14 protein-coding genes are annotated in these 12,991 nt (G+C 64.2%); 3 read left to right on the forward strand and 11 right to left on the reverse strand.

Features of this window, described 5'->3' with window-relative positions:
- The first annotated feature begins 69 nt into the window (after positions 1-69).
- Positions 70-993, forward strand: a complete 924-nt coding sequence (locus tag V8192_RS06540) for an alpha/beta fold hydrolase (protein ID WP_341632240.1) — start codon at positions 70-72, stop codon at positions 991-993.
- A 127-nt stretch (positions 994-1,120) separates the two neighbouring features.
- Here V8192_RS06540 and V8192_RS06545 read toward each other — a convergent pair whose 3' ends face one another.
- The 8 genes from V8192_RS06545 to rimP all read right to left on the reverse strand — a co-directional run bounded on the left by V8192_RS06545 (position 1,121) and on the right by rimP (position 8,786).
- Complete coding sequence (locus tag V8192_RS06545) at positions 1,121-1,861, reverse strand: DUF6090 family protein (RefSeq protein ID WP_341632241.1); 741 nt, start codon at positions 1,859-1,861, stop codon at positions 1,121-1,123.
- Positions 1,862-1,976: 115 nt separating this feature from the next.
- Positions 1,977-2,300: a hypothetical protein gene (locus tag V8192_RS06550; RefSeq protein WP_341632242.1), complete on the reverse strand. Its 324-nt coding sequence runs from the start codon at positions 2,298-2,300 to the stop codon at positions 1,977-1,979.
- A 151-nt stretch (positions 2,301-2,451) separates the two neighbouring features.
- Positions 2,452-3,006 (reverse strand): GNAT family N-acetyltransferase, encoded by a 555-nt coding sequence (locus V8192_RS06555; RefSeq protein ID WP_341632243.1) that lies wholly within the window; start codon positions 3,004-3,006, stop codon positions 2,452-2,454.
- Positions 3,003-3,395: a 30S ribosome-binding factor RbfA gene (gene rbfA, locus V8192_RS06560; RefSeq protein WP_341632244.1), complete on the reverse strand. Its 393-nt coding sequence runs from the start codon at positions 3,393-3,395 to the stop codon at positions 3,003-3,005. Before rbfA ends, V8192_RS06555 begins: the two co-directional genes overlap by 4 nt.
- Positions 3,395-5,923, reverse strand: a complete 2,529-nt coding sequence (gene infB / locus V8192_RS06565) for a translation initiation factor IF-2 (protein WP_341632245.1) — start codon at positions 5,921-5,923, stop codon at positions 3,395-3,397. The genes rbfA and infB overlap by 1 nt, the downstream gene beginning before the upstream one ends.
- Before the next feature lie 13 nt (positions 5,924-5,936).
- Positions 5,937-6,635 (reverse strand): DUF448 domain-containing protein, encoded by a 699-nt coding sequence (locus V8192_RS06570; RefSeq protein ID WP_341632246.1) that lies wholly within the window; start codon positions 6,633-6,635, stop codon positions 5,937-5,939.
- A complete protein-coding gene (gene nusA / locus V8192_RS06575) occupies positions 6,616-8,253 on the reverse strand; it encodes a transcription termination factor NusA (protein ID WP_341632247.1) in 1,638 nt (545 codons plus the stop codon). Before nusA ends, V8192_RS06570 begins: the two co-directional genes overlap by 20 nt.
- Positions 8,254-8,258: 5 nt before the next feature.
- Positions 8,259-8,786 (reverse strand): ribosome maturation protein RimP, encoded by a 528-nt coding sequence (gene rimP, locus V8192_RS06580; RefSeq protein WP_341632248.1) that lies wholly within the window; start codon positions 8,784-8,786, stop codon positions 8,259-8,261.
- Positions 8,787-8,891: 105 nt separating this feature from the next.
- Between rimP and V8192_RS06585 the strand changes: the two genes are divergently transcribed.
- Entirely contained in the window at positions 8,892-9,302 is a 411-nt protein-coding gene (locus V8192_RS06585) for a hypothetical protein (protein ID WP_341632249.1), read from the forward strand.
- 57 nt (positions 9,303-9,359) lie between these two features.
- Here the strand turns inward: V8192_RS06585 and V8192_RS06590 are convergent, their stop codons facing one another.
- Together V8192_RS06590 and V8192_RS06595 are read right to left on the reverse strand one after the other, a co-directional pair.
- Positions 9,360-9,857 carry an isoprenylcysteine carboxyl methyltransferase family protein gene (locus V8192_RS06590; RefSeq protein WP_341632250.1) on the reverse strand — a complete coding sequence of 166 codons (498 nt, stop codon included), beginning with the start codon at positions 9,855-9,857 and terminating at the stop codon, positions 9,360-9,362.
- Complete coding sequence (locus tag V8192_RS06595) at positions 9,854-10,906, reverse strand: type III polyketide synthase (protein ID WP_341632251.1); 1,053 nt, start codon at positions 10,904-10,906, stop codon at positions 9,854-9,856. Before V8192_RS06595 ends, V8192_RS06590 begins: the two co-directional genes overlap by 4 nt.
- 65 nt (positions 10,907-10,971) lie before the next feature.
- Here V8192_RS06595 and V8192_RS06600 point away from each other — a divergent pair, with 65 nt between their 5' ends.
- Positions 10,972-12,219 carry a PQQ-dependent sugar dehydrogenase gene (locus tag V8192_RS06600; RefSeq protein WP_341632314.1) on the forward strand — a complete coding sequence of 416 codons (1,248 nt, stop codon included), beginning with the start codon at positions 10,972-10,974 and terminating at the stop codon, positions 12,217-12,219.
- Here the strand turns inward: V8192_RS06600 and trmB are convergent.
- On the reverse strand, positions 12,204-12,902 hold the full coding sequence (gene trmB, locus V8192_RS06605) for a tRNA (guanine(46)-N(7))-methyltransferase TrmB (protein ID WP_341632252.1): 699 nt from the start codon (positions 12,900-12,902) through the stop codon (positions 12,204-12,206). The two genes, V8192_RS06600 and trmB, sit on opposite strands and share 16 nt — an antisense overlap.
- Positions 12,903-12,991 lie beyond the last annotated feature (89 nt).

Raw genomic sequence — 12,991 nt, forward strand, 5'->3', positions numbered from 1 at the left:
TGACGCGAATGCGCGTTTGAGTCGCTCTGTGCTGTCGGCGCTCAGGTATTTCCAACATGGAGCCTATTCATGCGTCTCGCCTCGTCCCTTGCTATGGCAATTTGCCTATCCCTGGTCGCAATGCCGAGCTCGGGACAGGTCCCTCCCTATCCTTCAACGTTCCGGAACCAGGACCTGGGTGTGAATGGCACAACCATCCATGTCCGCGTCGGGGGGAGTGGCCCCGCCGTCGTGTTACTGCACGGCTATGGTGAAACCGGCGACATGTGGGCGCCGCTCGCTGCAGACCTAGCGCGCGATCACACCGTGGTTGTTCCCGACCTCCGGGGAATGGGCCTGTCGTCAAAGCCTCCGAGCGGCTTCACCAAGATGAACCAAGCCGCCGACGTCGCGGATGTGCTCGATACCTTGAAGATCGAGCGGGCGGACGTCGTTGCGCATGACATTGGCAACATGGTCGCCTTCGCCATGGCTGAAAGATATCCGGCTCGTGTGACGAGGTTGGTCGTTATCGATGCTCCCATTCCCGGTATCGGTCCGTGGGAACAGATTCTGAAGAACCCGCTTCTGTGGCACTTCCGTTTCGGCGGGCCGGATATGGAGCGCCTCGTTCAGGGTCGCGAGCGCATCTATCTCGATCGGTTCTGGAATGATTTCTCGGCTGATCCGAAGCACTTCACGGAAGCGTCGCGCGAACATTACGCAGCGCTTTACGCCCTACCGGGCGCGATGCATTCGGGCTTCGAGCAGTTTCACGCATTTGATCAGGATGCCATCGACAATCGCACCTGGGAGGGCGCGCATGGTAAGCTGACGATGCCAGTCTTGGCGCTGGGAGGTGAGAAAAGCTTCGGCAACCAGATGGCGGACGTGATGCGAGCCGGAGCGACTAATGTTACGGGCGGCGTCGTACCCGGCTCCGGCCATTGGATTATGGAAGAGAATCCCGCCGCTACGATTCAGCTGGTGACCGACTTCATCCGAAGGCGCTGAGCAAGCAACGTCAGTGTACGGTGCTCTGCTTTCCACCCCTTCGTGGCATCGGCGCACGGCGGCTTCCGACCCAGAGCAGACACGAAGGAAGCCGCTAGCCGACGGGAAGCAGATGACCGCCCGAAAACTAGCCGCTGTCCTTCAGATGCTGTTTGATATCGGCAATCAACTTTGCGGCGCGAGTGGCCTGAATCTCGCTATCCCTGCGGACGCGTTCTTGGTGGGCCGCCATACCGATCAACATGCTGGGTAAGCGCGGATGCGAGCGTGCGGCCTGCCAGATCACCCGATCCTCGCTAAGAGATATTGTCGGCTCGGTTCCGCGTACCGCTGCGCGCAGGAGGGGACGTGGCAAGATTCCGGCCGTTTCCGTCCAATAGGCGCTCTGCTGGTCACGAAGCACGCCATCCCACTGGCGGAACTCGTCGAAGGTCGAATAATAATTTGCGATCTCGGACTTGAGCCCGGGGTTACGCAGCAGGCCCAGGTTTCCGGTGCTGACGAGCTCATTATAGGTACCGCGTGACGCGTAGGGGATATAGATGAACCCGGCATAGTGAATGGCAACGGCCATCCGACCCGGAGGCGCTTGATGCTGAGCTTTGCCGTCGAGCCGATCAAGTACCAGCTGGGCCGCCTCATCGTGCACATCCGCCCGTTCTTCAGCCCGTGAGAACGCTTCCAAATCGCCCTGCAGATCGACCAGCAGCTGGCCATAATAGCGTCGCTCCTCCTGGCGGTTCTGCCGGGCCTGGTTCCAATTGGCGACCTCGAGTGCGACAAAGACGCCCATGACGACGATGACGAAGTCGAGCGCCGCCGCGAACCAGTTCTGGGTCTTCGCGTGCTCGACTACGCGTCTGAGCATATGCGTGCCCCTTCGTCTAGCGAAGCTCGATTACATGCTATCCTCTTGCGATTGAAGATGGCGGGAAGCCGTTTGTCCCGCCGCTGAGCCCGATGTCGGCTTTCCACCGCTGGCCTTACGGATCGGAGTGGGCTTCGCCGCGGTCTGACGTGGGGTCGGGGAGCAGGTCCGTACGAAGCGCGCCGACGTGCGCCGGCTGGATGGCATCGGTCACAATCTGTTCGATCTCGTTCAATCGCGCTTCGACGCGCTCCACTTGAGCGCGATACTGTGCGGCGCGTTCTGCCGTCTGCTCGGCAATCAGACGACCCATTTTCTCCTTGTGCTGAAGCCAGCGCCGGAATCCCGCCCAGATGATCGCGAGGAGCGCAATCCCGAAGACGGCCTCCATGAGGAGCGCTTCCTGGAAGGCGACGACGTCGACGATGCCGTGGTCCATATCAATCCCCTCACAGCACGATGCTTGGTGCTTTCATGGAGCATTCTGGAACAACAGACGGGATTAGTTTCGCACATACCTCTCGTGATGCAAAACGCTAATGCAGCGATCCGTATGTCTTCGCATGTGCGCTTTCCGGCAGGAAGCCGACCTATTGGCTGGCACCCGGCAGATATTCTTCCCTGAGGATTGCGAACAGAACGGTGTCGCGCACATGGCCCGTCCAGGTGATGCGATCCGCGCGAAGTACTCCCTCGCGTACGGCCCCCAGTTTCCGCATCGCCGCCTGGCTGCGGCCGTTGCGCCTGTCGACCCTGAACTCGACGCGGCGAATACCGGCATCGAAAGCGCAGCGCAGCATCATGTCCTTGACGCGGCGGTTGAACCCCGTGCCCCGGAACGGCGGGCGATAGTAGGTACCGCCGATCTCGAGCACCTGGCGGTTGGGGTCGATGCCGAGATAGGAGGACATGCCGACGATCGCGTCGCCCTCGAAGAGGACGAAGGTCCGGTTGTTGGGGTTGGAGACGTAGCGCGTGATGCTGTCGTCAAACCCGCCCTCGCCAAAGTTGTTGGCGTAGATTTCCCAGATCTCGCCATCCTCGGCGCACGCGGCCTTAAGCGCCTGGCGATAGTCTTCGGTGAAAGGTTCTGCGCGGCAATGATCACCGGTCATGGGCCCCGAAAGCCGCACCAGGTCGATCATTTACCCTCGAGGTCCTGCGCTACCTTGTCCGACTTTAGCAGGCGATCGATGTACGTGCCTTCATCGAAGCTCTCGTCGGGGATGAACTTCAGCTTGGCTGCATATTTCATCCGGATACTGCGGGCGACTTCGCGTTGCAGAAAAGCCGTGTTCTGACGGAGCGCCTTCAGCACGGCTTCCTCGTCCTGGCCCAGCAGCGGCTTCACGAATACCGTCGCATGGCGCAGGTCGGGGGACATGCGCACCTCGGTGATGCTGACGAGGTGCGACTGAAGCACCTCGTCGTGAACGTCGCCCCGCTGAAGGAGTTCGCTCAAGACGTGCCGCACCTGCTCCCCGACGCGGAGCAGGCGCACCGAACGGCCTTCGGGAGTTTCCTTGCGGCGCACTAGAGCGTCCGCGCGCGTTCCTCGACCTCGAAGACCTCCAGGCTGTCGCCCGGCTTGATGTCGTTCGTGTCGGCGAGGAGCACGCCGCACTCGAGGCCAGCGCGTACTTCGGCGACGTCATCCTTGAAGCGCCGAAGCGAGCTGATCGTCGTTTTGGAGACGATGACGTCCTCGCGCGTGAGACGTGCGTTGAGGCCCTTGCGAATGACGCCTTCGAGGACGAGCAGGCCAGCTGCCTTGTCCTTCTTGCCGGCCGGGAAAACTTCCTTGACCTCGGCACGGCCGACGACGGTTTCGATGATCTCCGGACCAAGTTCGCCCGCCATTGCCGACTTCACCCAGTCGGTCAGATGATAAATGACGTCGTAATAGCGGAACTCGACCTTGTTGCGCTCCGCAACCTCGCGGGCCTTGGCGTTCGGACGGACATTGAAGCCGATGATCGGAGCGCCGCTCGCCGAGGCGAGCGTGACGTCGCTCTCGGTGATTGCGCCGACGCCCGAGTGAAGGACGCGGACCCTGATCTCGTCGGTCGAGAGGCGGGCAAGCGCCTGGACGATCGCTTCGACCGAGCCCTGCACGTCCGCCTTGACGACCAGCGGAAGCTCCTTGGTGGTCGATGCATGCGAGGCGAACATGTTCTCGAGACTGACCGGAGCCGAGGTCGTGCGCTTCTTGTCGAGGACACTCTGGCGATAGGCAGCTACCTCTCGCGCCCGCGGCTCGTTCTCGACGACCGTGAACGGATCGCCGGCCGACGGGACCGCCGAAAGCCCTAGCACCTCGACCGGAACCGAGGGACCTGCTTCCTTCACCTGCCGGCCATGATCATCGATCATCGCGCGGACCTTGCCGCTCGAGGGGCCGGCGACGAACACGTCGCCGACGCGCAGCGTGCCGCGCTCGACGAGGACAGTTGCGAGTGGTCCGCGCCCCTTGTCGAGCTTGGCCTCGATCACCGTGCCCTCTGCCGGGCGGTCGGGATTGGCCTTCAGCTCCAGGATCTCGGCCTGGAGCTGGATTGCGTCGAGCAGCTTGTCGAGGTTCGTCTTCTTGGTCGCCGAGACTTCGACGTCCTGGACTTCGCCGCCCATGTCTTCGACGATGACCTCGTGCTGCAGCAGTTCCTCGCGGACCTTCTGCGGCTTCGCGTCCGGCTTATCGATCTTGTTGATCGCGACGATCATCGGGACGCCAGCCGCCTTGGTGTGGTTGATCGCCTCGATCGTCTGGGGACGAAGGCCGTCATCGGCGGCAACGACGAGGATGACGATGTCGGTGACGTTGGCACCCCGGGCGCGCATCTCGGTGAAGGCCTCGTGGCCCGGCGTGTCGAGGAAGGTGACCTTCGACTTGTCGGGGAGAGTGACCTGGTATGCGCCGATGTGCTGGGTGATCCCGCCGGCCTCGTGGCTGACGACGTCGGCGCCGCGAATTGCGTCGAGCAGCGATGTCTTGCCGTGGTCGACGTGGCCCATGATCGTGACGACCGGAGGCCGGGTCTTCAGCGTCTCTGCAGCATCGACGTCCGCTGAGGTATCGATGTCGATATCGCTCTCGCTGACGCGTTTGATGCGGTGCCCGAACTCGGTCACGAGCAATTCGGCCGTGTCCTGGTCGATCGTCTGGGTGAGCGTGACGGGCATGCCCATCTTGAAGAGCGCCTTGACGAGATCGGCGCCGCGCTCCGCCATTCGGTTGGCGAGGTCCTGGACGGTGATCGCCTCAGGAACGATGACGTCGCGGACCTGCTTTTGCGAGGGGCCCGCCTCCATATGGTGGCGTTTTTCCTTTTCGCGCGCGCGGCGGAGCGCCGCGAGCGAGCGAGCCCTGCTGTCGTCCTCGCCGCTGAGGGCGCGGGTGACGGTGAGCTTGCCGCGGTGGCGCTGCTCGTCGCCCCGGCCGCGGCTCGGACGCGCAGGCTCTGGGCGGCGCGGGGCAGGGGCATGGCCGCCTGGACGGCGAGCCGGGCGCTCCTCTTCCCGCTGCTGTTCGGGTTGCTGTTGGACCTGGGGAGCTGCAACTTCGGCCTCGGGCGGAGCTTCCGCTGCCCGCACTGCCTCTTCCTCGGCACGGCGAGCTTCCTCGACCGCGGCTTCCTCGGCCTTTCGATTTTCCTCGGCACGGCGACGCTCGTCCTCGCTCTGGGCGCTGCGTGCACGTTCATCGCGCCGTCGCGCTTCCTCGAGCGAGGCAAGGCGGGATTCCTCGGCTTCCCGAAGAAGGCGAGCCTGCGTCTCCCTGCGCGTCGCGATATCGTCCTGCGGCGAGGGCTTGCGCGGAGCCGGCGCCGGCGCCGCGGGCTTGGGTGCAGGCTTGGGGGTCTCGGCGACCGGTTCGGGCTTGGGCGCCTCGGCGGGCGGAGCTTCGCCGGGGCGGCCGAGAATCCGGCGCTTCTTGACCTCGACGACAACCGTGTTGGAGCGGCCGTGGCTGAAGCTCTGCTTGACCTTGCCGGTCTCGACCGTGCGCTTGAGGCCCAGCGGCGGCCGGGTGCCAAGCTTCGGTTTTTCGGTCTGGTCTGCCATTCTTTTCCTTCGTTCAGTCTTCTTCAGCCGAGCCGCTCCTCAAGGTGGGTTCTCCACCTTCCGGACCACGGATCGGGCCAGTGAAAGCTCGCCACCGAGCAAGCGCGTGTCGGACACGCGAAGCGGCGGCGGGATCGGTCAGCGCGACATGTACCACATTCTCGCGCCCAAGTGCCATCGACAAGATAGTACGCCCGTCGGGGAATATCACCCCCTGCGGACCGCCCCCTCCGACCCGCCACGCCTGGTCGAGCGAGCGGCGCCCGTCATCCCCTGCATCGGCTGCGTGGATGAGAAGGTGGACCTTCCCCGAACGGGCTGCATTTTCGATGCGCTCGAAGCCGTTGACGAGCTTGCCCGAACGGGCCTCCATGCCCAGCCGGTCGAGCGTCGCCTGGCGAAGCGCGGCCTCGGTCCGCTCGCCAAGATCGGAAGGGATCTTGACCTCGTTCGTCTTGAAGGCCCGCTGGAGCGCGCCCTTAAGCCTTCCCTTGGAATTTGCAGCATCGAGCTCGGCGCGAGTGACGCCGATCCACGCCCCGCGGCCCGGTGCACGGGCGCGGACGTCGGGGGCGACGCTGTCGTCGGGGCCGAGCGCGAGCCGGATCAGCTCGTCCCTTGTTCCCTTGCGCCGGGTGAGGACGCACGTCCGCTCGGGAACGTGCGGCTCACGCTCTGCTAGTGCGAGGCTCTCATTGGGCTTCGTCCGCAACTGCGTCCTCCTGCCCGGAAGCGCCCGCTGCTGCGCTATCCCCCTCTTCGAACCAATGGGCTCTTGCCGCCATGATGATTTCGTTGCCCTGCTCTTCGCTCAGACCATATTCGGCGAGGATTCCGCCCTTGTCCTCGGGCCGGTTGCTCGGCTCGCGCTGGCGGCGCTGCTCGGGACGCTTCTTCTGGACCAGCTCGTCAGTTGCAAGGTCGGCAAGGTCATCGAGGGTCCTGATACCTGCCTTGCCGAGGGTCACCAGCATCTGCTCGGTGAGATGCGGGATGGCAGCAAGATCGTCGCTGACGCCGAGCGCGCGGCGCTCCTCGCGCGATGCCGCCTCGCGGCGGTCGAGCGCCTCGGTCGCGCGGCTCTGGAGTTCGGTCGCGATGTCTTCGTCGAGCCCCTCGATCGAGGCGATTTCATCGACGGGCACGTAGGCGACTTCCTCGAGGCTGGTGAAGCCTTCGGCGACGAGCAGCTGCGACAGGGTCTCGTCGACGTCGAGCTCGTTCTGGAACAGGGACGAGCGCTCGACGAATTCACGCTGCCGCTTCTCGCTCGCATCGGCTTCGGTGAGAATGTCGATCTGCGAGATGGTGAGCTGGCTTGCGAGCCGCACGTTCTGCCCGCGCCGCCCGATCGCAAGGCTGAGCTGGTCGTCGGGGACCACAACCTCGATACGCCCCTCCTCCTCGTCGATGACGACCCGGCTGACGGTTGCCGGCTGGAGCGCATTGACGACGAAGGTCGCCGTGTCCTGGCTCCACGGGATGATGTCGATCTTCTCGCCCTGAAGTTCCTGGACCACGGCCTGGACCCTGCTCCCCTTCATGCCGACGCAGGCGCCGACCGGATCGATCGAGCTATCGTGGCTGATGACGCCGATCTTGGCGCGGCTGCCGGGATCGCGCGCCGCGGCCTTGATCTCGATGATCCCGTCGTAGATCTCGGGCACTTCCTGCGCGAACAGCTTTTTCATGAAATCGGGGTGCGCGCGTGAGAGGAAGATCTGCGGTCCGCGCGCCTCGCGGCGGACCGACATGATGAGCGAGCGGATGCGGTCGCCGACGCGGACCATTTCACGCGGGATCTGCTGGTCGCGGCGGATGACACCCTCGGCCCGGCCGAGGTCGACCACGACATGGCCGAATTCGACGCGCTTGACGACGCCGGTGATGACCTCGCTGACGCGGTCCTTGAACTCCTCGTACTGCCGCTCGCGCTCGGCATCGCGCACCTTCTGGAAGATGACCTGCTTTGCTGCCTGGGCGGCGATCCGGCCAAATTCGATCGGCGGCAGGGGATCAACGATGAAGTCGCCGATTGCCGCTCCCTTCTGGAGCTTCTGTGCACCTTTCTCGTCGATCTGCTTGAAATGATCCTCCGGCTCGGGGACCACCTCGAGGACCCGCCACAGGCGCAGGTCGCCGGTCGTCGGGTCGAGCTTGGCGCGGATGTCGTTCTCGGCGCCGTAGCGGGCCCGCGCAGCGCGCTGGATCGCATCCTCCATCGCCTCGATGACGATGCCCTTGTCGATCAGCTTCTCGCGGGCGACCGCGTCGGCGATCGCAATCAGCTCCGCCTTGTTGGCGCTGACGGCAGCGGGTGCGGTGGCCATGAAAATTATTCCTCTACAGTCTGAATTGTGTCGGCGCCCTCGGTGCTGAGCGGCGCGGTGGCGTTGATGAGCTTGTCGGTCAAGAGCAGCTTGGCCGACGAGATCTCCGAGAACGGCAGGACGTGGCCTGCACCGCTCTTGTCGGTGACTTTCACATTCTGTCCCTCGAGGCCCTGAAGCGTGCCCGAAAATTGCTTGCGGCCGTTTCGCGGTTCACGAAGGCCGATGCGCGCTTCATGGCCGGACCAGTCGGCGAAGTCCTTGAGCCGGGTGAGCGGACGATCGATGCCAGGAGAGCTGACCTCGAGCCGGTAGCTGCCCTCGATCGGGTCCTCGCGGTCGAGCCAGTCCGACAGGCGCCGCGAAAGAGATTCGCAGTCGGCAAGGTCGAGCTGCCTCGTATCGGGTCGCTCGGCCATCACCTGGAGGGTCGGGTCCGACGTCCCGCCGATCATCGCCACGCGCACGAGGTCGAAGCCGAGGCTCTTCACCTCGGGCTCGATCAATGTGGCGAGACCCGAAAGGTCGGTCACTTGCACTCCACTAAAGCTCAAACGTCTCTCGGACCGGAGCCGAGGGGCCCCAGCCTCAGGCATCTCACGATGTCGAGGAGAGAGCAGCGATATAGTCGGAGCGGCATGGACTCGCAAGGCGAAGATCAGTGGCCTAGGTTCGCCCTCGTGATTGCTGCGGCCATGATCCTTGCGGCGGCCGGCATCGACCCGCTCGCCGGCACCTTCGAGGGGACTTCAGTCTGCCAGGTGAAGGCCTCTCCATGCCGCGACGAACATGTGCTCTATCGCTTCACGCCAACAAAGAGTCGCAGGTACAGGATCGACGCCTTCAAGCTCGTTGCCGGCAAACAAATCTTCATGGGCCCCATCGACGCACGGTTCGATGCCGCAACGCGCCGGATTCATGGATTGCTGATGAGTGGCGGGCAATCACGGGGAACAGTGGATCTGAAGCTGACGGGAAACCATCTCACCGGCGACATCGAGCTCCCCGACGCAACGCTTTACCGGCTGATCGAGGCCGACAGGCACTAAGCGCAACCCCTCGGGCTAGCCCGCGGATCGATGTCGTTTTTGAACTTCCTGACCTTCTTATCCAAGGCGAGCACCGCCGAGCGCCCGGTTTTCCTCGCGGATGCGGACGGCAAGAAGGCCTGCGTTCAGCAGGCTGAAGACGAATGCGATTTGCCAGAGCCCGAAGACGAGGGGGAGGACGGCGATCTCCGCCACGACCACGGCATAATTTGGGTGGTCGATGAACCTGTAGGGTCCGCGCTGAACAAGGGGCGCGCCGGGCAATATGATGATGCGGGTGGTCCAGCGCCGCCCGAGCGAGGTCAGCACCCACACTCGCCCGACCTCAAGAAGTGCGAACACGGCAAGCCAGAAGCCGTCGACGGGGCGAGGCGGCGCGAGCCACCAGAGCGTTCCGAGCCAGGCCGCATGAAGCGCCACGATCAGCGGGTAATGCCCGCTTGCGTGCTCGCGCGCGCCCTGCGCGAGGAGCCGCTTAGTGTTGCTCTTGGCGAGCGCGAGCTCGGCCAGGCGCTCGGCCGTCACCAGCACGAGAATGACGAGATTGAGGATCACGGGGCTTGGAGGAGCAATCCGGCGCAGGTGAAGCCCGGGCCAAAGGCGGTCATCATCACCTTGTCTGGAAGTCCCTGCTGGAGGAGACGCTCGAGGACGAACATCACGGTCGGCGCGCTCATATTGCCATAGTCGCGCAGCACTTCGCGTTCGAGGTTGAGTTCACCTTGGTTGAGGTGAAGGGCTCCTTCGATGGCATCGATCACCTTGACGCCGCCAGGATGGCAACAGAAGCGGTCGATCTCGCCAACCGAGAGCCCAAGCTTGCCGCACATCTCGTCGACCGCGTCCGAAAGCTCGGCCTCGACGAACGGAGGGATTGCACGATCGAACACCACCGCAAGGCCGGGATCCTCGACGTCCCATCCCATGATGCGCAGCGTGTCCGGCCAGAGCTTCTCGGCGGAGCCCGTGATCCGCGCGAGGCTGTGAAGGCCGCTGGTCACGACCGCGGCCGCAGCACCGTCGCCGAACAGGGCGGTTGCGACCACGGCGGCGGGATCGTCGCTGTCGAGCCGGATCGAAATGGAGCAGGTCTCGACAGTGACGAACAGCCACAGGCTCCCCGGGTCGGCAAGTGCGAGCCTTGAAGCGAGCGACAAGCCGTTGACGCCGCCCGCGCACCCAAGGCCAAAAACCGGAACTCGGCGCACGTCCTCGCGGAAACCGACCCGGCGTGAACAGCGCGCCTCGAGGCTAGGCGTTGCAATGCCCGTGGTCGATACGGTGACCACGCCGTCGATGTCTCGGGGCGTGAGGCCCGCTTTTTCGATCGCCGCGGTGGCAGCATCGACGAACAGCTGCTCGGCAGCTTCCAGATAGACCGCGTTGCGGTCACGCCAGCCATGGGGCGACGTATACCAGTCGTGCGGAGCAACAATGTGGCGCCTTGCAATTCCGGCATTGTCGAACACGCCCGAAAGGCGATCGAACAAGGCCTTCTTACCGCCGAAGGCCTCGCGAGCCCTCGCCTTGGCATCGGACTGCTCGATGACATGGGGAGGAACTGCGGTCGCGAGCGATAGCAAGCTGGTGATTGGTGCCGTCATGGAGGGTTGGTGCGTTTGGGGCTTTTGAGGGTTCACCACCACACAACGGAGCAACCGGCGTGAAGATGCGTCCGGGCCGATACGGCCTTTGCCTCGTCCTTGCCGCTTGCGGTTCGTCCGCGAACCCGGCTGCCCAGTCGGGGAGTGCCAATCCTCAGGTAACGCCTTCTGGTCCGCGGTTCGCTGTCCAGGAGATCACGACGTTCAATTTTCCCTGGGCGATGGATTTCCTTCCCGGCTCGCGGCTTGCCATCGTCACCGAGAAGCCGGGAAGGATCTGGCTGGTCGACCTTGATACCGGCGCAAAGCAAAAGGTCCTGGGCGGACCGCGGGTGGTGGTCTCGGACCAGGGAGGCCTGCTCGGCGTGAAATTGGCGCCTTCCTTCGCCAGCGACGGCGGGGTCTATCTCACCTATTCGGAGCCCTCGCCCAACGGCGGCAGCGGCCTTGCGCTTGCCCGTGCAAGGCTCGTTCGCGACAGGGGCGGTCCCCGGCTCGATGGAATGAAGCTCATCTGGCACGATCCCGCTGGCGGTGATGGAGGCCAGTTCGGGGCAATCATTGTCTTCGCTCCCGACGGCAAGACGATGTTTTTGAGCAGCGGAGAGCGCCAGCGCTTCACTCCGGCGCAGGACCCGAGCCAGCCGTTGGGAAAAGTCCTTCGGCTGACGCTTGATGGCAAACCTGCCCCCGGGAACCCCATGGCGGGCCGCACCGGCGCTCCCGGCGTCACTATCACCGATCCTCCGCACGACACCCAGGCGGCAAGAAGCGCTCCTGGCCGGAACTTCCGCTGGCCCGGTCCCAATCTTACCCCCGCCGAGACATGGAGCACGGGGCATCGCAACCCTTACGGACTGGCTTTCGATGCGCAGCAGCGCCTCTGGGAGACCGAAATGGGACCGCGGGGCGGGGATGAGCTGAACCTCATTCTTCCGGGCAGAAACTATGGCTGGCCGCTCGTCTCCGAGGGGAAGAATTACGACGGCGTGCCGATCCCGCCGCACTCGAGCCGTCCGGAGATCGAGGCACCCAAGCTTTTCTGGGTGCCCTCGATCTCTCCGACCAGCCTCATGATCTACGATGGCAAGCTGTTTCCCGAATGGAAGGGCAATGGCTTCATCGGCGCCTTGTCCGGGAAGGCACTGATCCGGGTGACCTTGAACGGCGAACACGCGGAGAAGGCCGACCGCTGGGACATGGGGCATCGCATCCGCTGGGTCGGGGAGGGGCCTGACGGAGCGATCTACCTCCTCGAGGACGAGGACGGCGCGCGGCTACTTCGCCTGGCGCCCGCTCAGGCGCGCCGGTAACGCAGGTAATAGGGCCGCCGGCCCTCGCGGCGGGACTTGGCCCCGTAGCGGGTTTCGATCCAGCTGCCGGAGGGCTCGAGAAAATCCCTTGGTTTCTCGGCAAGCCACTCGAACACGTCCGAGTGGCGCTGCATGATCATCAGCGCCCATGCAAGATAGGTCGGATCGTCGGTGGCGAGGCGGAATTCGCCGCCGGTCCTGAGCTTGGAGGCGAACAGGCCGACGGGACCATCGTTCACCATCCTGCGCTTGGCGTGCCGTGCCTTGGGCCACGGATCGGGATGAAGGAGGTAGAGGAAGCTTAGGCTTCCGTCAGGGACCCGCTGAAGGACCTCGAGCGCATCGCCGCGCCATAAGCGGACGTTGGCGAGGTGCTTGTCGCGGATATGGCCGAGCGCAGTCGCTATCCCGTTGAGGAACGGCTCTGCGCCGATGAAGCCGTGGGCGGGCAGCAGGTCGGCACGGTCCGCGAGATGTTCGCCTGAGCCAAAGCCGATTTCGAAATGCAAGGGACGGTCATCGCCGAAAAGCTTCCTGGCGCTGATCTCGCCTTCTGCAGGAATTTCCAGCGCAGGAAGCAGCCTCTCGACCAGTTCCTGCTGTCCCTTGCGCAATTTGTGACCGCTGGAGCGGCCGTAGAGGCGGTTGAGCGTCAGCGGATCGCCCGACTTGAAGGCCGTCATGCCAGATCGCCTAGTCGCTTGGAGGCGGCGTCTTCAAGAGAAGCTCGCGCCTGGTGAAACGGTAGCGCGCAAATCGCGCGCCGGCCATC

This window comes from Sphingomonas agri (assembly GCF_038148795.1).
GTDB lineage: Bacteria > Pseudomonadota > Alphaproteobacteria > Sphingomonadales > Sphingomonadaceae > Sphingomicrobium > Sphingomicrobium agri.